We start from the raw sequence: 21,175 nt of genomic DNA, 5'->3' as shown, positions 1-21,175 counted from the left end.
CACCCGAGGGCACACGGAGGGAGCTGACATGCAGGACGGCCGGCCGATGAGGCTGTACTGCTTCCCGCACGCCGGCGCCGGCATCGCCGCTTTCGGCCGCTGGTCCCACGGCACGGGCCCCGGCATCCGGACCGAGCCGGTGCTGCTGCCGGGACGGGAGGCCCGCCGCCGCGAACCGCGGATCACCTCCGTGCGCCCGCTGCTCGTGGATCTGCTGCGCCGCCACGGCCGCCCGCCCGACGGGCGGTACGTGCTGTACGGCCACAGTCTGGGCGGTCTCGTCGCCTACACCGTGGCCCGCGCCGTGCACCGGGCCGGTCTGCCGGAACCCGCGCTGGTGGCCGTGGGCGCCTGCCCGCCGCCGGACCGCGACCCGTTCCCGGACGGCCTGGCCGACGACCGGCTGCCGGAGCTGCTGACGGGCCTGGGCACCAGGCTGCCGCGGACGACCCCGCACAGCTCGGTGTGGCAGCGGACCGTGCTCGGCGTGCTCCGCGACGACCTGTGTCTCGCCCGCGCGATGCGCCGTGGCGCGGACGCGCCGCTGTCCGTACCCCTCCTGGTGGTGTCGGGCCGGGACGATCCGCTGGCCGGGCCCGAGGTGATGGCCGGCTGGGCACGCTGGGGGACCGACCGCGTGGTGCAACGCACCCTGCCGGGTGACCACTTCTTCGTACGGGGCCCGGAGCTGCCCAGGCTGATGGGCAGGGCGTGCCGGGTCATGGGCCGCGCGGCGTGCGCGGCGCGGCCCGCCGTCGAAGGGACCGTACAGAGAGGGAGTCGATGAACCGCCGCGTCGTCATCACCGGGATCGGAGTGGTCGCCCCAGGCGGCCTGGGTACCAAGGAGTTCTGGTCCCTGCTGACCTCCGGCCGGACCGCGACCCGCGCCATCTCGCTGTTCGACGCCGGGCCGTTCCGCTCCCGTGTCGCCGCGGAGGTGGACTTCGACCCGGCCGCGCACGGGTTCTCCCCCGAGGAGGCCGAACGCCTGGACAGGGCGGCGCAGTTCGCCGTCGTCGGCGCCCGCGAGGCGGTGGCCGACAGCGGTCTCGCCGGGGAGGCCGACCCGCTGCGCACCGGCGTGGCGCTGGGCAGCGCGGTGGGCTGCACCACGGGCCTGGACCGCGAGTACCGCACCGTCAGCAGGGACGGAAGCAGCTGGCAGGTCGATCACCGGCTCGCGGTCCCCCACCTGTTCGACTACTTCGTCCCCAGCTCGATGGCGGCCGAGGTGGCGCACCGCTGCGGTGCCCAGGGCCCGGTGTCCCTGATCTCCACCGGCTGCACCTCCGGCATCGACGCGGTCGGCCACGCCGTCGGCCTGATCCGCGAGGGCAACGCCGATGTGATGGTCGGCGGCGCCACCGAGGCGCCCATCTCCCCCATCACCGTCGCCTGCTTCGACGCCATCAAGGCCACCTCACCGCGCAACGACGATCCCGCGACGGCCTCCCGGCCCTTCGACGCCACCCGCAACGGCTTCGTGCTCGGCGAGGGCTCCGCGGTGCTCGTCCTGGAGGAGTACGGGCACGCCCGGCGTCGCGGGGCGCACGTCTACGCCGAGATCACCGGCTACGCCACCCGCTGCAACGCCTACCACATGACCGGCCTGACCAGGGACGGGAAGGAGATGGCCGAGGCCATACGGGCCGCGCTCGACGAGGCACGCACCGACCCCGGCGACGTCGACTACGTCAACGCGCACGGCTCCGGCACCCGCCAGAACGACCGGCACGAGACCGCCGCCTTCAAGCTCGGTCTCGGCCATCACGCCTACGACGTGCCGGTCAGCTCGGTGAAGTCCATGGTCGGGCACTCGCTCGGCGCGATCGGCTCCCTCGAGATCGCCGCCAGCGCCCTGGCCATCGAGCACAACACCGTGCCACCGACCGCGAACCTGCACACCCCCGACCCCGAGTGCGATCTGGACTACACCCCGCTGACCGCGCGGGCGCAGCGCACCGACACGGTGCTGAGCGTGGGCAGTGGCTTCGGCGGCTTCCAGAGCGCCATGGTGCTCACCGCTCCGCGCACGGGGGACGCCGTATGAGCACCCGTCCGGCAGCCGCCGTCACCGGCATCGGGGTCGCCGCGCCCAACGGTCTGGGCACCGCCGCGTGGTGGCGCGCCGTCCTGGCCGGGGAGAGCGGCATCCGTCCCGTCAGCCGCTTCGACGCCGCCCGGTACCCGGCACGGCTCGCGGGTGAGGTGCCGGGCTTCGAGGCGGCCGAGCACGTCCCGGCCCGGCTGCTGCCGCAGACCGACCACATGACGCGGCTCGCGCTGGCCGTCGCCGCGGAGGCCCTGTCCGACGCGGGCGCGACGCCCACCGGGGAGGGCTACGACACCGGTGTCGTCACCGCCTCCTCGGTGGGCGGCTTCGAGTTCGGACAGCGCGAGTTGCAGGCGCTGTGGAGCAAGGGCGGCCGGTACGTCAGCGCGTACCAGTCCTTCGCCTGGTTCTACGCCGTCAACACCGGCCAGATCTCCATCGCGCAGGGCATGCGCGGCCCCGGCGGGGTGCTCGTCAGCGAGCAGGCGGGGGGTCTGGACGCCGTCGCCGAGGCCCGGCGGCAGTTGCGCAGGGGCACCCGGCGGATGCTCTGCGGCGGCGTGGACTCCGCGCTGTGTCCCTGGGGCTGGGCGGGGTACCTCGCCGACGGCCGGCTCAGCACCTCGGACGATCCGGCCCGCGCCTTCCTGCCGTACTCGGCGCAGGCCGGCGGCCAGGTGATCGGCGAGGGCGGTGCGCTGCTCGTCCTGGAGGACGCGGCGCGCGCGGAGCACGCGTACGGGGAGATCGCCGGCCATGCTGCCACCTTCGATCCGCCCGCCGGGCCCTCCCGGCTGCGCGCCGCCGCGGAACTGGCCCTCGCCGACGCGGGGGCCGTCCCCGCCGACGTGGACGTGGTCTTCGGCGACGCGGCGGGCGTACGGGCCGACGACGTGGCGGAGGCCGAGGCGCTGGCCGGGATCTTCGGCCCGTACGGCGTTCCGGTGACCGCGCCCAAGACGATGACCGGACGGCTCTCCGCCGGGGCCGCCTCGCTCGACCTGGCCGCCGCCCTCCTGGCCCTGCGCGACCAGCTGATCCCGCCCACCGTGCACGTCGGGGGCGTCGCCGACGACTGTCCGATCGACCTGGTGACCGACGCTCCCCGCCCGGCCCGGCTGCGTACCGCGCTGGTGCTGGCGCGCGGCCGGGGCGGCTTCAACTCCGCCATGGTGGTGCGCTCCCCGGGAGGCGCCGCCGCATGCCCGTCCCCCCGACGAGAGGAACCACGATGACCGCACTGCGCCTCGACGACCTGACGCGGCTGCTCCGGGAGTGCGCGGGCAGCGACGAGTCCGTCGACCTGGAGGGCGACGTCCTCGACCTGACGTTCGCCGACCTCGGCTACGACTCCCTCGCGATCCTCGAGCTGACCGGGGTCGTCGAGCGGGAGCATCACATCCGGCTGGACGAGGAGGCGGTGCCCGAGGCGGACACCCCCCGCCGCTACCTGGACCTGGTCAACGCGGCACTCGCCGCGCGACGCTGAGCATCCCGCGACGCGCCGGCCGGCGGGTCTCCGCGGAGCCGACGAGAGCACGGCGCCGGTACCGGGAGCCGCGCGGCTTCCGGTACCGGCGCCGCCGCCCGACCGCCCGTCAGCCGACGGTCACCTTGAGGATCATGTCCTGCCGGTCGCCCCGTCTGTCCGTGGCCAGCCACAGTTCACTGGCGCCGGGCACCTTGGCGATGGCGCGGAACCGCCCGTACACACCGCCGTAGTACTCGGTGGGGGTGCCCACGCTTCGTCCGTCGCCGCTGATCGGCAGGCGCCACAGGCGCTGGCCCAGCATCGACGTCACGTACAGGACGTCGCGGTTGACCGCGACCTGACCGGGGACGCCGCCCCGGTCCGGGTTCCAGACGAACTGCGGGTTCGTCATGCCCTCGACTGCGCAGGAACCCTCGCAGACGGGCCAGCCGTAGTCGGCCCCCGGCTCGATGAGGTTGAGTTCGTCCCACGTGTCCTGGCCGATCTCGGTCTCCCACAGCCGGCCCCGGTCGTCCCACACGAGGCCCTCGGGGTTGCGGTGGCCGAGGCTGTAGACGGGGTTGCCGAAGGGGTTGCCGGGCGCCGCCTCGCCGCTCCTGGTGATGCGCAGGATCTTCCCGTTGAGCGAGTTCCTGTCCTGAGCGCGAGCGCCGGTCTGGCCGTCGCCGGTGGCGACGTACAGGTAGCCGTCGGGGCCGAAGGCGATCTTTCCGCCGTTGTGGTCCCCGCCCCGGGCGATCCCGCCGAGCACGACGGCGTAGTCGCTGAGCGAGGTGCCGTCGAAGCGCATCCGCACGACCCGGGTCTCGTCGGCGGCCGTGTGGACGAAGAAGACGTCCTGGTCCGTGGTGCCGTTCCAGGTCGGGGAGGGGGCGACGCCCAGCAGCCCGCCGTTGCCCACCCCGGGCCCGGTGGTGCCGTTGACCGTGTCCGGCACCGCGCCCACGGCCTTCTTGGAGCCGTCCCGCGCCACCCGCCACACCTGCGAGGTGTGCCGCTCGGTCACCAGCGCCGTGGCTCCGTCGGGCAGGAAGGAGATGGCCCAGGGTTCCGTCAGCTCGCCCGAGAGGGTGGCGACGGTCTGCGGAGCGCTGTCGTCGGACGGGACGCCCGTCCGGAGGTCCGCCGTCCGGGGGGCGGGGTGCCGCGCCGCCCCGGCCGCCGTCGCCGGCTGCAGGGCGCAGACGGTGAGGAGAGCGGTGGCGGCGGTGATCGCGGCTGCGCCCGGTCGGACGCGCCGCAGCGCTGCTTGCGCCAAGCGTGACATTCGGAGGGCCTTTCCTGTCGTGGGGGGAGCCGCGTGAGCCCTGGCCAGGGGCGTCCACCGCAAGCTGCGGCCCAGGAGATGTCCCGAGTATCGAGCGCCCGGCGACGGGAGAGCCACTCGGATACGTCCGTCCTGCTGACGGGTGCGCCGCGGCGTGATCGGCGGCGCGGCCCCGGGCGCCGGACCCGTCCCGGCCGCGGGACGCCGTCAGCACGTCGTCGCGAGGTCCCTGAGCGCGATGTCGAGCTCCAGGACGTCGACGCGCGGCTCTCCTGGACGAGCAGCTCCGATGTGCCCCGCCGGGTCTGGCCGTCTTCGCTGACCCGGACGCATGACGGACGATCTTGGCAGGCAGGCATCATGGGAGTCCGACCATGAAGGAGTGACGCCCGTGAGACTGGTCTCCGACCCCGGGTACGGCGAAGTGGATCTCTCCGCATCGGCGGAAGAACTGATGCACTTGGCACGCGCGGTGGCCCAGGGCGAGGGACGGTTCAGCTCCACCGCTTCGCCGGGCAGCAACGCCCTGGCCGGGGTCGAGGTCAGGAAGACTTCCGGCCCGGGGGTCCTCGTCCACCGGGACGCCGAGCGGCGGATGCTCGTGATCAGTGGTGACTCCGCCGGCAGGGCCGTGCTCGCGGAGAATCTTCAGGCCATGGCCACCGCCGAGGACGGCGGTCACCTTCACATCGACTACTTCCCCGGGCATTTCTACCTCGCCGAAGGGTCGCTGCCCTTGGTGGTCAACAGCCCGCACGGAGGCATGCCTGCCCGGTGAGTGGGCAGTTGGTCGTCGCGATCAGTGACCGTGGGCGACCAGCGATCGGGGAACCGGTGCGCCGCGGGGGTCGAGCGGGAATCCCTCGTCCGAGACCGCGTCCGGGCTCCGGGCGCTTCCGAACACGCTCCGCGAGGGGGCGGGCGGTGTGCCGGACACGCCACCGGGGCGGACCGCGGTGCGCGGTCCGCCCCGGTGGGCGGGTTCGGTTCGAGAACGGTCGGCCGCTCAGCCCCTGATCTTGGCCCTGACCCAGACGCCGTTGGGCGAGAGCGCCTTGGTGCCGGCGAACTTGCCGGTGCCGCAGACACCCTTCTTGAAGACGGACAGATCCTTGTGGTTGTCGGAGAGACTCCAGTTCGTCCAGCCGATCTTCTTCTTGGCCATGACGTCGATGAACTTCTGCGCCATGGGGTAGTCGGTGCCCCAGCCGTTCCAGGAGGCGACGGCCCACTCCGTGACGAAGATCGGCAGCTTGTCCGAGGCGCGGTCCAGCAGCCTCAGGAACTGCTCGCGCCCCGCCGTCGCGTAGAAGTGGAACGTGTACATGACGTTCTTGTCGCGTACGGGATCCGCGACGATGATCTTCTCGTTGGTCGCCTCCGCCGCGCCGAGCGTCGCCCAGCCCCTCGTCGGGATGAGGATCACGCTGCCGGGAACGCGGGAACGGATCACCGGCATGATCTTTTTCGCGTAGTCCTTGATCGTCGGCCAGCTCACGTGGTGCGGCTCGTTGGCGATCTCGTAGATCACGTTGGTCTTGTTCCGGTGCCGTTCGGCGATCGTCTTGAAGAAGGTGCGCGCGTTGGCGAGGTCCTGGTGCGGATCGCCCGGGTGGATCGTGTGCCAGTCGACGATGACGTACATGCCGCGGGCCGTCGCCATGTCGACGAGCCTGCTCGCCATGTCGGTGTACTTCTTCGGGTCCGCGCGATAGCCGCCCTCGCGGGCGTACGTCGAGACGCGCAGCACGCTCGCCTTCCAGTCGTAGGCGACGGCGTCCAGCGCCGCGCCGGTCAGGCAGTCCGGGTACCACTGCGTGCCGTGGGTGCTCATGCCCCGCAACTGGACCGGTCTGCCGGACTGGGAACACAGCTGCGTGCCGCAGACGTGGAGCTTGCCCCACGCCTGGACCGGAGTCCTGGCCCTGGGGGCCTTTCCGGTGTCCTGTGCGTGCGCCGGGCTCGCGGGGAGAACGCCGAGCGCCGCCGCGAGGGCCAGCGAGGTCCAGGCCGCGCGACGGCTGCGGGACGTCAGTGAGGGCACTGCTGCCTCCAGTTCCTTGGGGGTGGCCGAATCGCAAATATGACGAATCATCACTTCATATGTGATGCAGCGTCACCGTGATTCGTCCGAGCCGCAGGAATGTTCACCCGTGTGCACAGAGTCCGGGCCCGCGTTCGCCCTCCGATGCCCCGCGCGGTCCGCTCCCTGGCGGCTGCCACTCCGGCGAATCCTTCCTTCGAGCGACCCGTGCAGCAATCAGCCCAGCCAAAGGCGCAGGTCACACCCCTCCGTGGCTAGTGGTGGAGATGACCATCCCCTTCAAGGAGCACACCTTGAGCCTTGATTCCTTTGACACCACCATGGAGACGACCCGGCACCAGGTCCCACAGATAACCCACCGGTCCGGGCACGCCGCCACCTCCGTACTCCCCGAGCCCCCGGACGACGAGGAGAAGTACTCCTACGCCCGACGTCACCTCTGGGTGCTCACGGGTGCCTCGCTGCTCAGCATGGGCTGCCTCGTCTTCAGCCAGTTCAGGCTCATCCAGTCCTCGCCATGGTTGTTCGCGCTGCTGCCGTGCCTGGTCTTCAGCGTTCTCTACTACGTCGCTTCACTGCGCGTGAACGGCTTCACCCCCGACTTCGATCTCAAGGCCCATCGCCAACTGGTCCGGGAATGGCGCCCCGAGACCTATCCGACCGTCGCCGTCTTCCTGCCGGTGTGCGGCGAACCCCTCGACGTACTGGAGAACACCTGGACGCATGTGCGCCAACTCGCCGACCGTTACCCCGGTACGGCCACCGCTTACGTGCTCGACGACTCCGCGTCTCCCGAACTCGCCGACCTGGCGAAGGAGTTCGGCTTCGTCTACGGAAGCCGGCCGAACCGGGGCTGGTTCAAGAAGGCCGGCAATCTGCACTACGGGCTCGGCATCTCCGACGAGGAGTACATCCTCATCCTCGACGCCGACTTCGCCCCGCGCGCGGATCTGCTGGAGGAACTGCTGCCGTACATGGAGCGCGACCCGAAGACGGGCATCGTCCAATCGCCGCAGTTCTTCCGGGTGACCGGCCGGCAGACGTGGATCGAGCGGGGCGCGGGGGCCGTCCAGGAGCTGTTCTACCGGGCGATCCAGGTGTCCCGGCAGCGCCACGGCGGCGCCATCTGCGTGGGCAGTTGCGCCGTCTACCGGCGGGCGGCCCTGGAGGCCAACGGCGGCACCACCCTGATCGAGCACTCTGAGGACGTGCACACCGGTTTCGACCTCGGCCGGCTGGGCTGGGCCCTGCGCTATGTGCCGATCCCCCTCGCCACCGGCAACTGTCCCGACAACGTGAGCGCGTTCTACCACCAGCAGTACCGCTGGTGCTCGGGTTCCATGAGCCTGCTGGGGAGCAGGAAGTTCTGGAGCACGAAGCTCCGGCTCACCACCCGGCTCTGCTACTTCTCCGGCTTCCTCTACTACATCCACACGGCGCTCTTCACCTTCGTGGCACCGCTGCTCCCGATCGTGCTGCTGCTGACGATGCCCGAGAAACTCAAGGTCGAGTACACGTTGCTCGTCCTGCCCAGTGTTCTCTACACCCTGGTGATCTTCCCGCTGTGGCACAGGTGCCCGTACCGGATCGAAGCGTGGGCCGTGCGCCTGATGTACGGGTGGGCCCACCTGTTCGCCATCTGGGACATCGCACGGGGCAGGCGTCAGGCCTGGCGGCCCACCGGCTCGGCGGCCGCGGGCCGGAACAGGAACCGGCGCCTGTGCGTCGGCGTCCGGCTCTGGAACGGCGGGACGGCGATCCTGTGGGTGGGCGTCGCGGTCTGGCGCATGGCCACCCTGTACGCGCCGGACTTCGCACTGGTGCTGGCCTCCGGCCTGTTCTACACCGTGATCGTGGGCCGGGTCGTCCTTCCGCACCGCGGCACCGCGGAGGAGACCGTTCCCACCGCCGCGCCCAGGAGGCTGGAGCCGGCGGAGACCCTCTGAACCACCACGAGACCGGAAGAGGTCCTCGGTGCCGCGCCGACACGGCCGCCGAGGACCTCTTCCGCGTCCTGGCCGGGGCGCCCGGCCGTCCAGCCGAACACCGCCTGCTCCGGGGCGGTGGTCACCCGGGGCAGGAGGGGCACTCGGAGGTCGTCGACAGGGTGCGGAGGCTGGAGGGACATGATGACCGCGACAGCGCAGAGTCCGGGCGACGGACCGACGCGGGAGAAAATGCTGGACGTCTACCTCAACGATCACCTGGCCGGGGCGACAGCCGGTACCCGGCTCGCCAGGCGCATGGTGCAGGAGCACCACGACACGGAGTACGGGGTCGAACTGGAGAAGCTCGCGGCGGAGATCGCGCAGGACAAGCGGTACCTGCTGCGGATCCTGTCCGACCTCGAGATGCCCGTGCAGCACTACAAGCAGTACGGAGCGCGGCTGGGCGAGAAGCTCGGGCGGGTGAAGCCCAACGGCCGGCTGCTGCGCCGCTCCGGCCTCACCGTGCTGGTCGAGCTCGAAGCCGTGCGGCTGGGAGTACAGGGCAAGGCGTTGCTGTGGCGCGCCCTGCTCTCCGTCTCCGCCGAGGATCCACGCCTGGACGCCGACTGGCTGCGGAAGCTGCAGCAGCGGGCGGAACAGCAGCTCAGGACGCTGGACGCGTTGCACCAGAGGGCCGCGGCCACGCTGCTGGCCCCCGAAGCGGACGTGATGGCGTCCGCGTGACGCCGGCCGGGCGGCGCGCGTGACGGCTCCCCCCGGGCCGGCGGCCTGCGCGACCCGGACGGGTACGGACCGGGCTCATCCACGGGGTGGATGAGCCGGATCGGGGATTGCGATCGCGCCGAGGATGGCGGCGGGGCGGGCGACCGCCCATAGTCGTCCCTACCCGCACGCCGCTGTCCGCATCAGCCGCCCCCGTGCGGCCGTCCCCGGCATGCCGTGTGCCCCGCGAGGCCCGGAAGGCATGCCCGCTCCCGTACACCGTCCCTGGAGTCGCCATGCCCGGTTCCGCCCTGCCGCCGTCTCCCACCGCGGTCGACGACGCCGCTCCGTCTCCCGTCGCCGTCTCGGGCCCGGCCCATCTGCTGCGGGTGACCCTGCTGATGGCGGGCAGTTGTCTGCCGATCCTGGGGGCGGTGCTGATCGCCCCCGTGCTGCCGAAGATGCAGGACCACTTCGCCTCCGTGCCGGGGGCCAAGGCGCTGGTCCCGCTCGCGCTGACCGTTCCGGCGCTGGCGCTGGCCCTGCTCGCCCCGTTCGCCGGCGTGATGGTGGACCGGCTGGGCCGCAAGCGGCTGCTGATCGTGGCGACGGTGCTGTACGCCGCGTTCGGCACGGCCCCGCTCTGGCTGGACTCCCTCGGCGCCGTCATCGCCAGCCGCGCCCTGGTCGGCGTCGCCGAGGCCGCGATCATGACCTGCTGCACGACCCTCATCGGCGACTACTACTCCGGTCGGCGGCGGGTGAAGTACCTCGCGCTGCAGACCATGTGCGCGTCGGCTTCGGCCACCGTCTTCTTCGTCCTGGGCGGCGCCGCCGGTTCGGCCGGGTGGCGGGTGCCCTTCTGGGTGTACGCCGTGAGCCTGGCGCTCGCCCCTCTGATGGCCACCGCCCTGCCCGGCTCCGCGCGCCGCGACGACGCCGACGGGGCCCCGGCCCCGGTGGAGACGCGGCGCCCGTTCCCCTGGCGGCAGCTGGCGGGCATCTGCGCCCTGACGTTCTTCGGGGCGATGGTCTTCTACACCGTCCCGGTGGAGATGTCGTACCTGCTGGACGACCTCGGGGTGGAGAACTCCGGGGTGATCGGCCTGGCCACCGCGGTCGCGAGCGCCGCCACCGTGGGCGGGGCGGTCACCTTCGCCCGGCTGAAGCGCTCCCCCGACCCGATGGTGCCCGCCGTTCTCGCGGTCTGCGCGGCCGGCTTCGGGGTGATGTTCCTCGCGGGCAACGCCCCGCTGCTGGTCGCCGGTGCGGTGGTCAACTGCGTGGGCACGGGCATGCTGCTGCCCGCCCTGCTCACCAGCGCGATGTCCCGGCTGGCCTTCGAGGACCGCGGACGCGGGACGGGGCTGTGGACGGCGGCCTTCTTCGGCGGCGAGTTCGTCTGCCCGCTGGTCCTGCTCGCCCTGGAGTCGGCGGTCGGCAGCCTCGCCGCCGCGGTGGGCGTCCTGGGGCTGGCCGCCGCCCTGGTCGCGGCGGGACTGACGACGGCCCGCCGTCGCACGGCCACGGCCGACCCGCGGCCGCTGCCGGAACAACTGGCCTGAGCACCCGCCTCCGCCTCCCCCGGCAACCGGCCCGCCTCCGCCTCCCCCGGCAACCGGCCCGCCTCCGCCTCCCCGCGGGGACGGGCCGGTTGCCATCCCCCAGTCCCGCCCGCCCCCGGCCTGGAGACGCCCCGCAAGGGCACGCACGCCCCGCAAGCCGCCCCGCGCCGGGCCTGGAGACCGCCGCGGGGGTGGTGGGGTGCTGCTCGCCGGGCCCCGCCGCCGCGGGCCACCTGCACGCCGACCACGCTCGGCACCCCGTGCGGCCCACACCCCACAGGCGGCCTACGCCCCCGCCACGGGCTGTGCGGCGGAGGTGGCGTCGGGGAGGCCCGTCAGGGTGGCGCCCACCTCCACGGCCTTCTGGCGGAGCCAGATGTGGGCGGCGTCCTGGGCGTGGACGGGGTGCCACCACAGGGCCTCCTGCACCGGTACCGCCTCGAAGGGGCAGGGCAGGACCCGGACCGCCGCCGAGCGGACCGCTCTGCGGGCCAGGCGCTCCTGGATCATCGCGATGCGGCGGGTGCCCTCGACCATGTGGGGCAGCAGCTGGAAGGTCTGTACGGAGACCTCCACCCGGGGGCTGATGCCGAGCATGCTGAGCTGCCGGGCGGCCGGCGCGTCGTAGGGCCGCTGGTAGACCGCCCAGGGCAGGCTGGCCAGCTGGTCCAGGGTGAGCTCGTGGCCGACCTCGGGGTGGTCGTCGGCGACCAGGCACAGCCAGCGGTCCTGGTGGAGGTCGACGCAGGGGAAGCCGTCGATGACGCCGTGCGGCATCAGCAGCCCGTCGACGGTGCTCAGCACGGTCGCGGTGTTCTCCACGACGGAGGGCGCCGGATGCTGGAAGGTGAACCGGATCCCGGGCGCCTCCCGGTGCACGGCGCGGGCGAGTTCGGCGCCGAAGACGGCCGCGCCGTAGTCGGAGGCGAGCAGGGTGAACTCCCTTGTCTCGGCGCCCGGGTCGAAGTCCGCCTGGCTCGAGAAGACCCGCTCCAGCAGGTCGCACGCGGTCGCGCTGCGGTCCCGCAGTGCGACCCCGAGCGGGGTCAGTTCGTAGCTGTTGCCGGTGCGGGAGAGCAATTCGTCGTCGAAATGGCGGCGCAGCCGGGCCAGTGCCGCGCTCATCGCGGGCTGGCTCAGCCCGATGCGCTCGCCGGCCCGGGTGACGTTGCGTTCCTCCAGCAGCGCACGCAGCGCGACCACCAGGTTGAGGTCGAGTCGGGACAGGTTCACCGGGCACCACCCAAGGAGCGAAGAGCCATCCATGCCGTGGATCCAGTGCATCCACAGGATTGATTTCCGTGATCAGCGGATCGGGTTCAGAGTAGACCGCAACCCAGCGGGAGGAAATCTCATGGCAACGCTCGCGCAACCTGCCGGCCCGTTCGCGCTCGGCACGTTCTCCGCTCAGGACGGGGACCCGTTCCCCGGTCTGCTGGCCCGGGAACGGGTGCTCGACCTGCGCGGGGCGCTGGACCGGGCGCCGTCCGACGTGCGGGCCGTGGTGGAGCGGTGGGAGGAGACCCTCCCCGTGCTGCGCGCCCTCGCACAGGACGACGCCCTCGACTGGCGGCCGCTCAAGGAACTGCGGGTGCACGCCCCGCTGGAGCCCCGGCAGATCTTCCAGTCCGGCGCCAACTACCGGCAGCACGTGATCGACCTGGAGGTCGCCCACCGCTCCCCCGACGACCCGCGCACGGTGGAGGAGGCCCGTGCGGAGATCGCCGCGATCATGGACCGCCGGGCCGCCGAGGACCTGCCGTACGTCTTCATCGGTCTGCCCAGCACGATCGCCGGACCGTACGACGACGTCGTCCTCCCGTCCTGGGCCGCCCAGCCCGACTGGGAGCTGGAGCTGGCGGCCGTCATCGCCCGGCCCGCCCACCGGATCTCCGTCGAGGAGGCCCTGGACCACGTCGCCGGGTACACGATCGCCAACGACCTCACCGACCGCGCCACCGTCTTCCGGCGGGACATGCCGGCCATCGGCACCGACTGGCTGCGCTGCAAGAACGCGCCCGGCTTCACCCCGCTCGGCCCGTGGCTCGTGCCCGCCGAGTCGATCGCCGACCCCGGTGACCTGCGGGTCACGCTGAAGCTGAACGGCGAGACCATGCAGGACGAGTCCACCAAGGACATGCTCTTCGGGGTGGCACGGCTGGTGTCGTACATCTCGCAGACCGCCCGGCTGCTGCCCGGCGACCTGGTGCTGACCGGCAGCCCGGCCGGCAACGGCATCCACTGGGGGCGGCTGCTGCGGGACGGCGACGTCATGGAGGGGTCCGTCACCGGTCTCGGTGTGCAGCGCACCCGCTGTGTGCAGGAGGGCCCGGCATGAGCCCGGACCGTCACGACCCCGAGGGCGCGATCGCCGAGGCCGCCAAGGCGTACTCCAACTGGGGGCGCTGGGGCGAGGACGACGTGCTGGGCACCCTGAACTTCCTCGACGAGGCCAAGCGACGCGAAGGGGCCGCCCTGGTGCGCCGCGGCGTCAGCTTCTCGCTCTCGCAGTCCTTCGACATGAACGGCCCGCAGAAGGGCTGGCGCCGGCGCACCAACCCGGTGCACACCATGCTCGACACGGGCACCGACGCCGCCCTCGGCAACCAGGGCTTCCCGCACGGCATCGGCGGCGCCGACGACGTGATCGCGATGCCCTTGCAGTGCTCCACCCAGTGGGACGGACTCGGGCACATCTTCGACCACGGCAGGGCGTGGAACGGGCGGGCGGCCGAGAAGGTGGTCACCTCCGACGGCGACCTCGTCACCGGCATCGAGCACATGGCACCGTACGTCGCGGGACGCGGCGTGCTGCTGGACGTGGGCCGGGTCGTCGGCACGGGCGGCGAACTGCCCGACGGCTTCGCCGTCACCGAGGAGCACCTGGAGCGGACCGCACGGGCGCACGGCGTCACCGTCGGCCGCGGCGACATCGTCCTCGTACGGACCGGGCAGCTGACCCGGGCGCGGCGCGACGGCTGGGGCGACTACGCGGGCGGCCCCGCACCCGGTCTGTCCTTCACCACCGCCGGCTGGCTGCACCGCACCGAGATCGCCGCGATCGCCACCGACACCTGGGGTTTCGAGGTGCGGCCGAACGAGTTCGACGACGCCTTCCAGCCGCTGCACCAGGTCGTCATCCCCAACATGGGCCTGCTGATCGGCGAGATGTGGGACCTCGACGCCCTCGCCGCGGACTGCGCGGCCGACGGGGTGTACGCGTTCTGGCTGACCGCCGCGCCGCTGCCCATCACCGGCGCCGTCGGCTCCCCCGTCAGCCCGATCGCCGTCAAGTAGCCCCGCCGAGCCGCCGGATGCGCCTCTCCCCGGACAGCTGCGGCGCATCCGGCCCCTTCCTCGCCCCGCCCGCTCCCGGGCGGGCCCGCCCTCCGCATGCCGTCCGCCTCCACGGCGGAAGAGCCGCACTCGTACCAGCCGCCCGAAGCCGTGCGGCCCGAACGGGAGGTATCCCCGACATGACCGACCCCCGAAGCCGCGCCGTCCTCGTCATCGGCGGGGGCGCCTCCGGCAACGCCGTCACCCTCCTGCTGCGCCGCGCGGGCGTCGCCGTGGACCTGATCGAGGCCAAGCCGGACTGGAACGCCACCACCGGTTCCGGCATCACCCTCCAGGGCAACGCGCTGCGCGTCCTGCGTGAACTGGGCGTCTGGGAGCAGGTGAGCGCCTCCGGGTTCGCCTTCGGCTCGCTGGGCGTGACCGCCGCGGACGGCACCGTGCTGTTCGTCGCCGAGGACATCCAGACCGGCGGCCCCGAACTGCCCGCCACCGTGGGCATGCAGCGCCCGCGGCTCCAGCAGATCCTCATCGAGGCGGTCCGCGCCTGCGGTGCCCGGGTCCGCCTCGGCACCACCGCCGAGAGCCTGGACCAGGACGACGACGGCGTCTCGGTGCGCTTCAGCGACGGCACCGAGGGCCGCTACGACCTGGTGATCGCCGCCGACGGCCTCAACTCGGCGACCCGCGCCATGATCGGCATCACCGACCGGCCCGAGCCCACCGGCATGGCCATCTGGCGGATCGCCGCCCCGCGCCCCGAGGGCGTGACCCGCACGGACCTGGCGTACGGCGGCCCGGCGTACATCGCGGGCTACTGCCCCACCAGTGAGAACACCATCTACGCCTATGTCGTCGAGGGGTGCCGCGACCGCGCCTCGATCCCCGCTCGGTCGTACGCGGACGAGATGCGCGCGCTCGCCGAGGGCTACGGCGGCTTCTGGCCCGAGATCGTGAAGCACATCGACGACCCGGCCGCCGTCAACTACACCTGGTTCGACCGCCACCTGGTCGAGGGCCCGTGGCACCGGGGCCGGGTGGTCCTGGTCGGCGACGCCGCCCACTGCTGCCCGCCCACCCTCGCGCAGGGCGCGGCGATGTCCCTGGAGGACGCCTCCGTCCTGGCCGAGCTGCTCACCACCCGCGACACGTGGGACGACCGGCTCCTCACCGACTACCGGGCCCGGCGGATGCCCCGGGTGCGCATGGTCGTCGACGCCTCCGTCCAGCTCGGCCGGTGGCTGCTCGACGGGGTGCGCGACGCGGACGTGCCCGGGCTGATGAACCGGACCATGAGCGCCCTCAAGGAGACGCCGTGACGGTCCCCACCGTGGACGTGCACGCCCACCTGCTGCTGCCGGAGGTCGAGGAGGCCGTCGCCGGCCGGGCCGGCCTCGCCGAGGCCCGCGCCCTCGACGTCCGCCGCAACGGCCCGGCGGCCCTCGCCGTGAACGGTCCCATGGTCGGGGAGCGGGTGCCCCGGCTGACGGACGTCGCCGCGCGCCTGGCCGCGATGGACGCGCACGGCGTGGACGTGCAACTCGTGAGCCCCTCGCCGTCCCACTACCACTACTGGGCCGATCCCCGGCCGGCCGAGCGGGTGTGCCGGTCGGCCAACGAGGGGACGGCGGCGCACTGCGCGAAGGCCCCCGACCGGCTGTACGGCCTCGGTCTGGTGCCGCTCCAGCACCCCGGCCTCGCGCCGGCCCTCCTCGACCACGCGCTGGACCAGGGACTGCGGGGCGTGGAGATCTCCTCGCACGCCCCGGGCCCGGCCGGGACCCGGGAGACGGAGCTGTCCGACCCGCGGCTCGCGCCGTTCTGGGCGCGGGCCGAGGAGACCGGCGCCCTGGTCTTCCTGCACCCCTTCGGCTGCACGCTCGACGAGCGCCTGGACCAGTGGTACCTGTCCAACACCGTCGGCCAGCCCACCGAGAACGCCGTCGCGCTCTCCCATCTGATCTTCTCCGGCGTCCTGGACCGGCATCCCGGCCTGAGACTGATCGCGGCGCACGGCGGCGGCTATCTGCCCACCCACATCGGGCGCTCCGACCACGCCTGGCGGGTCCGCCCCGACGCCCGGGGCTGCGCACGGGAGCCGAGCAGCTATCTGCGAAGGCTGTACTTCGACTCCCTCGTCCACGACCCGCACGTGCTGCGCGAACTGATCCGCGCCGTCGGCCCGGACCGGGTCCTGCTGGGCTCCGACTTCCCCTTCGACATGGGCACCGAGGACCCGCTGGGCGCACTGCGCGCCGCGGGCCTGCCCGACCACGACTTCCACGCGGTGCGGGGCGGCAACGCGGCCGCCCTGCTCGACCTCGTCTGAGGAGGACCCCCCATGAACAACCGCCTGCTCACCCATCTGCGGCACGTCGACCTCGCCGTGCCCGACTACGCCAAGCAGCTTGACTTCTACGCCGGCGTCTGGGGCCTGACCAAGGTCGCCGAGGACTCCGGCATCTCCTTCCTGGCCGCCGAGGGCAGCCCCGAGCAGTACGTCGTCCGGCTGCGTCAGTCGGAGGAGAAGCGTCTCGACCTCGTCTCGTACGGGGCCGCGAGCGCGGCGGACGTGGACACGCTCGCCGAGCGACTGCTCGGCGGAGGCGTCCAGTTGATCTCCCAGCCGGGCAGGATCGACACCCCCGGCGGCGGCTACGGCTTCCGCTTCTTCGACGTCGACGGCCGCACCGTCGAGGTCTCGTCGGACGTCGAGGTCCGGCAGCACCGCAGGATCGAGGAGAAGGAGTCGATCCCGGTCAAGCTGTCGCACGTCGTCCTCAACTCGCCGGACCTCGACAAGACCCGTGAGTGGTACGAGCGTCACCTCGGCTTCCGCCACTCCGACACGCTCAGCTCGCCGTACGTCGGCGACGTCATGCACTTCATGCGGATCAGCAACCAGCACCACTCCATGGCCATCGCCAAGGGCCCGCACACCTCGCTGCACCACGTCTCCTTCGAGATGCGCGGCCTCGACGAGTACATGCGCGGCTCCGGCCGGGTGATGCGGGCCGGCTTCAGGAAGGTGTGGGGCCCGGGCCGGCACATGGCGGGCGACAACACCTTCACGTACTTCCTCGACCCGCACGGCAACACCGTCGAGTACACGACGGAGCTGGAGCTGCTGGACGAGGACACCTGGCACCCGCACGTCTACGACTTCTCCCAGCCCGAGGTCACCGACCAGTGGGGCACGGCGAACCCGATGAACGAACTGGTCGCCAAGGAGTCGTTCAACGACGTCGACCCCGGTGTGTTCGTCGCCCCGCCGGTCTGATCCCCCTCGAGTTCCGGGGGTGCGGCGATCCCCTGTCATGCCCTGACTGCCCGCCGCGTCCCCGGGCCACGGCCCCCGCCCCCGCCTTCCCTCCCCCGCCTTCCCCGCCGCCGACAGGACCTCCCCATGCGCTTCGCCACGTACGAGTACGACGACCGGCACCGAGTGGCCGTCGTCGAAGAGGACGGCACGCTCCGCCCGCTGCCCGGTGTGGGCTCGCTGACCGGGCTCCTCGCCGAGGGCGCCGGTCTGACCGCACTGCTGGAGGCGGGCACCGCGACGCTCGGCGTCCCGGCCGGCCCCCATGTCTCGGAGGTACGGCTGCTGCCCCCGCTCCAGCCGCCCACCGTGCGGGACTTCGTGGCCTTCGAGGAACACGTCGAGGGCGTACGGCGGTCGGTGGACGGCGCCGGCGGGGTGCCCGAGGCCTGGTACGACGCCCCGACCTTCTACTTCACCAACCCCTACGCGGTCACCGGCGCCCATGACGACGTGCCGGTGCCGCCGGGCAGCACGGTGCTCGACTTCGAGCTGGAGGTCGCCGCGGTCGTCGGCCGTGCCGGGCGTGATCTCACCCCGGAGCAGGCCCGTGAGCACATCGTCGGCTACACGGTCCTCAACGACTGGTCGGCCCGCGATCTGCAGTCCCGCGAGATGCAGGTCCGGCTCGGCCCCTGCAAGGGCAAGGACACCGCCACCACCCTCGGGCCGTACCTGGTGACGGCCGACGAACTGGAGCCGTACCGGGACGCCGAGGGGTTCCTGCGGCTCGCGCTCACCGCCTCGGTGAACGGCGAGGTCGTCGGCGAGGACCTGCTGTCCAACATGAGCTGGACGTTCGAGGAGATGGTCGCCTACGCCTCGCGCGGCACCTGGGTGCGTCCCGGCGACGTCCTGGGGTCGGGCACCTGCGGCAACGGCGGCTGTCTCGCCGAGCTGTGGGGGGTACGCGGCAGGCGGGACCCGGCGCCGCTGCGGCCCGGCGACACCGTGACGCTCACCGTCGAGGGGCTCGGCAGTGTCTCCAACACGGTGGTGGCCGGTCCCGAGCCGGTGCCGCTGCCGGCCGCCCGCCGCCGCTCGCGGGAGCGGCCGTGAGCGGCGGCGGCCCGCGTCCCCGGGACCTCCCTGCTCGAGCACGGCCGGGAGCAGGGGGGAGGCTTCTCGGGAAGGTCGTCGTGGTCACGGGCGCGGCCGGCGGCCAGGGCGCCGCGGAGGCCGGGGCGCTGACCCGGGAGGGCGCCCGGGTGATCGCCACCGATGTCACCGAGGCGCCTGGGTGCCGTCGGCTCGACGTGACCAGCGAGAAGGACTGGACCGAGCTCGCCGCCGAACTGCGTGAGACGTACGGGCAGGTGCACGGGCTGGTCAACAACGCGGGCGTCACCTGGCGGGCCCGCATCGACGCCGTACGCCCCGAGGACATGGCCCGGGTCCACGCCGTGAACGTCACCGGTCCGCTCCTGGGCATCCGGACGCTGGCCCCCCTGATGCGGCCGGGTGCGTCGATCGTGAACGTCGGCTCGTCGGCGGCGCTGACCGCCCACTACCCGGTCGCGTACACGGCCAGCAAGTGGGCGCTGCGGGGCCTGTCGAGGACCGCCGCGACGGAACTGGGCCCCCGTGGCATCCGGGTGAACATCATCCATCCCGGCTTCGTCGAGACGGAGATGACCGCCTCCGCCGCCCCCGCGTTCCGGGAGGCGAACCTCCGGGAGACACCGCTCGGCCGCACCGGGACCGTCGAGGACGTCACGCCCCTCGTCGTCTTCCTCCTGAGCGACGACTCCGCCTTCGTCACCGGCGCCGAGATCCCGGTGGACGGCGGCCTCACCGCGCACGGCGGCGCCAAGTCGATCTCGGACGCCCTCCGCCCGTAGCGGCACGAAACCCGTCACCGCGGCGGGCCCGCGTCAGAAGGCCGGAGCAGGAATCCCGCGGCAGAGGCCCGCGGCACAAAGCCCGTAGCAGCAGAAAGGCCCTCCCACCCATGGACAAGGTCCGCCCGAGCGCCGCCGAGGCGGTCGCCGACATCCCCGACGGCGCGTCGCTGGCCGTCGGCGGCTTCGGCCTCAGCGGCATCCCCGACGTGCTCATCCAGGCCCTCCACGCCCAGGGTGCTTCCGGCCTGGAGGTCGTGTCGAACAACTGCGGAGTGGACGGTCGCGGGCTGGGCGTCCTGCTGGCCGACGGCCGGATCACCCGTGTCACGGGCAGTTACGTGGGGGAGAACAAGGAGTTCGCCCGCCAGTACCTGTCGGGCGAACTGGAGGTGGAGCTGGTGCCGCAGGGCACGCTGGCCGAGCGGCTGCGCGCGGGCGGAGCGGGCATCCCGGCCTTCTACACCCCCGCCGGCGTGGGCACCCAGGTGGCCCGCGGCGGTCTGCCCTGGCGCCACACCGCCGACGGCCGCGTGGCCGTGGCCTCCCCGCCCAAGGAGACCCGCGACTTCGCCGGCCGCACGTACGTCCTGGAACACGGCATCACCACCGACTTCGCCCTCGTACGGGCCTGGCGCGGCGACCGCCACGGAAACCTGGTCTTCCGCAGGTCCGCCGCCAACTTCAACCCGCCGGCCGCGATGGCGGGCCGGATCACCGTCGCCGAGGTCGAGGAGCTCGTGGAACCGGGCGGGTTGCGACCGGACGAGGTTCATCTGCCGGGTGTCTTCGTCCAGCGGGTCGTGCCCCTCACCCCGGCCCAGGCGGTCGACAAGCAGATCGAGAAGAGGACGGTACGCGCATGAGCACCGCCACCACCGCGCGGGCCGGCTGGACCCGCGACCAGATGGCCGCCCGCGCGGCCGCCGAGCTCACCGACGGCTCCTACGTCAACCTCGGCATCGGCCTGCCCACCCTGATCCCGGGCCACCTTCCGCCCGGCGTGCACGTGGTCCTGCACTCCGAGAACGGCATCCTCGGCACCGGCCCCTATCCGGCTGAGGACGAGGTCGACCCCGACCTGGTCAACGCCGGCAAGGAGACCGTCACCGTGCTGCCCGGGGCCTCCTTCTTCGACTCCGCCCTGTCCTTCGGCATGATCCGCGGCGGCCACATCGACACGGCCGTGCTCGGCGCGATGCAGGTGTCGCAGCGCGGCGACCTGGCCAACTGGATGGTCCCCGGCCGGATGGTCAAGGGCATGGGCGGTGCGATGGACCTGGTCCACGGTGCCCGCCGGGTCGTGGTGCTGATGGAGCACACCGCGAAGGACGGCAGCCCGAAGATCGTCCGGGAGTGCACCCTGCCGCTCACGGGCGAGGCGTGCGTCCATCGCGTCGTCACCGATCTCGGCGTCCTCGACGTCACCCCCGAGGGCCTCGTGCTGGTGGAGTGCGCGCCGGGCGTCTCCGCGCGGGACATCGCCGCCCGCACGGACGCGCCGTTGCTCCGGCAGCCGTAGGACCACCGCACGTCGGGGGGGGGGGGGGCCGGGGGGGGCCCCCCCCCCCCCCCCCGGGGGGGGCCCGCCCCCCCCCCCCGCGGGGGCCCGCGCTTAGGGGAAAAACCCCCCCCCCCCCCCCCCCC

20 protein-coding genes are annotated in these 21,175 nt (G+C 72.8%); 17 read left to right on the top strand and 3 right to left on the bottom strand.

Annotation, left to right across the window (positions count from 1 at the left end):
• The first annotated feature begins 28 nt into the window (after positions 1–28).
• Genes ACFY30_RS30045 through ACFY30_RS30030 form a run of 4 tightly spaced genes read left to right on the top strand, consistent with a single transcriptional unit; the run spans position 29 to position 3,544 of the window.
• Entirely contained in the window at positions 29–787 is a 759-nt protein-coding gene (locus ACFY30_RS30045) for a thioesterase II family protein (protein ID WP_390848286.1), read from the top strand.
• Entirely contained in the window at positions 784–2,052 is a 1,269-nt protein-coding gene (locus tag ACFY30_RS30040; RefSeq protein ID WP_390848285.1) for a beta-ketoacyl-[acyl-carrier-protein] synthase family protein, read from the top strand. Before ACFY30_RS30045 ends, ACFY30_RS30040 begins: the two co-directional genes overlap by 4 nt.
• The gene (locus ACFY30_RS30035; RefSeq protein ID WP_390848284.1) at positions 2,049–3,290 is read left to right on the top strand and encodes a beta-ketoacyl synthase N-terminal-like domain-containing protein; all 1,242 of its coding nucleotides are present in this window, start codon (positions 2,049–2,051) and stop codon (positions 3,288–3,290) included. The genes ACFY30_RS30040 and ACFY30_RS30035 overlap by 4 nt, the downstream gene beginning before the upstream one ends.
• Positions 3,287–3,544, top strand: coding sequence for an acyl carrier protein (locus ACFY30_RS30030; protein ID WP_390656331.1), 258 nt, complete (start codon positions 3,287–3,289; stop codon positions 3,542–3,544). The genes ACFY30_RS30035 and ACFY30_RS30030 overlap by 4 nt, the downstream gene beginning before the upstream one ends.
• 109 nt (positions 3,545–3,653) lie before the next feature.
• Here the strand turns inward: ACFY30_RS30030 and ACFY30_RS30025 are convergent, their stop codons facing one another.
• On the bottom strand, positions 3,654–4,814 hold the full coding sequence (locus tag ACFY30_RS30025; RefSeq protein WP_390848283.1) for a PQQ-dependent sugar dehydrogenase: 1,161 nt from the start codon (positions 4,812–4,814) through the stop codon (positions 3,654–3,656).
• Positions 4,815–5,205: 391 nt separating this feature from the next.
• On the opposite strand from ACFY30_RS30025, the gene ACFY30_RS30020 reads away from it, so the two are divergent.
• A complete protein-coding gene (locus ACFY30_RS30020) occupies positions 5,206–5,592 on the top strand; it encodes a hypothetical protein (protein WP_390848282.1) in 387 nt (128 codons plus the stop codon).
• Between the two features lie 228 nt (positions 5,593–5,820).
• On the opposite strand, the gene ACFY30_RS30015 is transcribed toward ACFY30_RS30020, so the two are convergent.
• Positions 5,821–6,858: a glycoside hydrolase family 5 protein gene (locus tag ACFY30_RS30015; protein WP_390848281.1), complete on the bottom strand. Its 1,038-nt coding sequence runs from the start codon at positions 6,856–6,858 to the stop codon at positions 5,821–5,823.
• 470 nt (positions 6,859–7,328) lie between these two features.
• Here ACFY30_RS30015 and ACFY30_RS30010 point away from each other — a divergent pair, with 470 nt between their 5' ends.
• The 3 genes from ACFY30_RS30010 to ACFY30_RS30000 all read left to right on the top strand — a co-directional run bounded on the left by ACFY30_RS30010 (position 7,329) and on the right by ACFY30_RS30000 (position 11,074).
• A complete protein-coding gene (locus tag ACFY30_RS30010; protein ID WP_390848438.1) occupies positions 7,329–8,804 on the top strand; it encodes a glycosyltransferase family 2 protein in 1,476 nt (491 codons plus the stop codon).
• A 180-nt stretch (positions 8,805–8,984) separates the two neighbouring features.
• A complete protein-coding gene (locus ACFY30_RS30005) occupies positions 8,985–9,530 on the top strand; it encodes a hypothetical protein (RefSeq protein WP_390848280.1) in 546 nt (181 codons plus the stop codon).
• A gap of 275 nt (positions 9,531–9,805) precedes the next feature.
• On the top strand, positions 9,806–11,074 hold the full coding sequence (locus ACFY30_RS30000; protein WP_390848279.1) for an MFS transporter: 1,269 nt from the start codon (positions 9,806–9,808) through the stop codon (positions 11,072–11,074).
• Between the two features lie 285 nt (positions 11,075–11,359).
• On the opposite strand, the gene ACFY30_RS29995 is transcribed toward ACFY30_RS30000, so the two are convergent.
• On the bottom strand, positions 11,360–12,307 hold the full coding sequence (locus ACFY30_RS29995) for a LysR family transcriptional regulator (RefSeq protein ID WP_390848278.1): 948 nt from the start codon (positions 12,305–12,307) through the stop codon (positions 11,360–11,362).
• Between the two features lie 121 nt (positions 12,308–12,428).
• Here ACFY30_RS29995 and ACFY30_RS29990 point away from each other — a divergent pair, with 121 nt between their 5' ends.
• The 9 genes from ACFY30_RS29990 to ACFY30_RS29950 all read left to right on the top strand — a co-directional run bounded on the left by ACFY30_RS29990 (position 12,429) and on the right by ACFY30_RS29950 (position 21,050).
• A complete protein-coding gene (locus ACFY30_RS29990) occupies positions 12,429–13,412 on the top strand; it encodes a fumarylacetoacetate hydrolase family protein (RefSeq protein ID WP_390848277.1) in 984 nt (327 codons plus the stop codon).
• Positions 13,409–14,371: a cyclase family protein gene (locus ACFY30_RS29985; protein ID WP_390848276.1), complete on the top strand. Its 963-nt coding sequence runs from the start codon at positions 13,409–13,411 to the stop codon at positions 14,369–14,371. The genes ACFY30_RS29990 and ACFY30_RS29985 overlap by 4 nt, the downstream gene beginning before the upstream one ends.
• A 179-nt stretch (positions 14,372–14,550) precedes the next feature.
• On the top strand, positions 14,551–15,687 hold the full coding sequence (locus tag ACFY30_RS29980; protein WP_390848275.1) for an FAD-dependent oxidoreductase: 1,137 nt from the start codon (positions 14,551–14,553) through the stop codon (positions 15,685–15,687).
• Entirely contained in the window at positions 15,684–16,697 is a 1,014-nt protein-coding gene (locus ACFY30_RS29975) for an amidohydrolase family protein (RefSeq protein ID WP_390848274.1), read from the top strand. The genes ACFY30_RS29980 and ACFY30_RS29975 overlap by 4 nt, the downstream gene beginning before the upstream one ends.
• 12 nt (positions 16,698–16,709) lie before the next feature.
• The gene (locus tag ACFY30_RS29970; RefSeq protein ID WP_390848273.1) at positions 16,710–17,648 is read left to right on the top strand and encodes a VOC family protein; all 939 of its coding nucleotides are present in this window, start codon (positions 16,710–16,712) and stop codon (positions 17,646–17,648) included.
• 126 nt (positions 17,649–17,774) lie between these two features.
• Positions 17,775–18,746, top strand: coding sequence for a fumarylacetoacetate hydrolase family protein (locus tag ACFY30_RS29965; protein ID WP_390848272.1), 972 nt, complete (start codon positions 17,775–17,777; stop codon positions 18,744–18,746).
• Between the two features lie 80 nt (positions 18,747–18,826).
• The gene (locus ACFY30_RS29960) at positions 18,827–19,528 is read left to right on the top strand and encodes an SDR family NAD(P)-dependent oxidoreductase (RefSeq protein WP_390848271.1); all 702 of its coding nucleotides are present in this window, start codon (positions 18,827–18,829) and stop codon (positions 19,526–19,528) included.
• 110 nt (positions 19,529–19,638) lie between these two features.
• Entirely contained in the window at positions 19,639–20,394 is a 756-nt protein-coding gene (locus ACFY30_RS29955) for a CoA transferase subunit A (RefSeq protein ID WP_390848270.1), read from the top strand.
• Positions 20,391–21,050, top strand: a complete 660-nt coding sequence (locus ACFY30_RS29950; protein WP_390848269.1) for a CoA transferase subunit B — start codon at positions 20,391–20,393, stop codon at positions 21,048–21,050. Before ACFY30_RS29955 ends, ACFY30_RS29950 begins: the two co-directional genes overlap by 4 nt.
• The last annotated feature ends 125 nt before the right edge of the window (positions 21,051–21,175 follow it).

Origin of the sequence: Streptomyces sp. NPDC000345 (assembly GCF_042898825.1) — a bacterium.
Taxonomy (GTDB): domain Bacteria; phylum Actinomycetota; class Actinomycetes; order Streptomycetales; family Streptomycetaceae; genus Streptomyces.
The sequence above is the reverse complement of the archived record's forward strand: the minus strand, read 5'-3'. Positions and strand labels throughout refer to the sequence as shown.

Coding starts and splice junctions, on each gene's coding strand:
- ACFY30_RS30045 (WP_390848286.1), top strand. CDS start 29: ATGCAGGACGGCCGGCCGATGAGGCTGTACTGCTTCCCGCACGCCGGC.
- ACFY30_RS30040 (WP_390848285.1), top strand. CDS start 784: ATGAACCGCCGCGTCGTCATCACCGGGATCGGAGTGGTCGCCCCAGGC.
- ACFY30_RS30035 (WP_390848284.1), top strand. CDS start 2,049: ATGAGCACCCGTCCGGCAGCCGCCGTCACCGGCATCGGGGTCGCCGCG.
- ACFY30_RS30030 (WP_390656331.1), top strand. CDS start 3,287: ATGACCGCACTGCGCCTCGACGACCTGACGCGGCTGCTCCGGGAGTGC.
- ACFY30_RS30025 (WP_390848283.1), bottom strand. CDS start 4,814: ATGTCACGCTTGGCGCAAGCAGCGCTGCGGCGCGTCCGACCGGGCGCA.
- ACFY30_RS30010 (WP_390848438.1), top strand. CDS start 7,329: ATGGGCTGCCTCGTCTTCAGCCAGTTCAGGCTCATCCAGTCCTCGCCA.
- ACFY30_RS30005 (WP_390848280.1), top strand. CDS start 8,985: ATGATGACCGCGACAGCGCAGAGTCCGGGCGACGGACCGACGCGGGAG.
- ACFY30_RS30000 (WP_390848279.1), top strand. CDS start 9,806: ATGCCCGGTTCCGCCCTGCCGCCGTCTCCCACCGCGGTCGACGACGCC.
- ACFY30_RS29990 (WP_390848277.1), top strand. CDS start 12,429: ATGGCAACGCTCGCGCAACCTGCCGGCCCGTTCGCGCTCGGCACGTTC.
- ACFY30_RS29985 (WP_390848276.1), top strand. CDS start 13,409: ATGAGCCCGGACCGTCACGACCCCGAGGGCGCGATCGCCGAGGCCGCC.
- ACFY30_RS29980 (WP_390848275.1), top strand. CDS start 14,551: ATGACCGACCCCCGAAGCCGCGCCGTCCTCGTCATCGGCGGGGGCGCC.
- ACFY30_RS29970 (WP_390848273.1), top strand. CDS start 16,710: ATGAACAACCGCCTGCTCACCCATCTGCGGCACGTCGACCTCGCCGTG.
- ACFY30_RS29965 (WP_390848272.1), top strand. CDS start 17,775: ATGCGCTTCGCCACGTACGAGTACGACGACCGGCACCGAGTGGCCGTC.
- ACFY30_RS29955 (WP_390848270.1), top strand. CDS start 19,639: ATGGACAAGGTCCGCCCGAGCGCCGCCGAGGCGGTCGCCGACATCCCC.
- ACFY30_RS29950 (WP_390848269.1), top strand. CDS start 20,391: ATGAGCACCGCCACCACCGCGCGGGCCGGCTGGACCCGCGACCAGATG.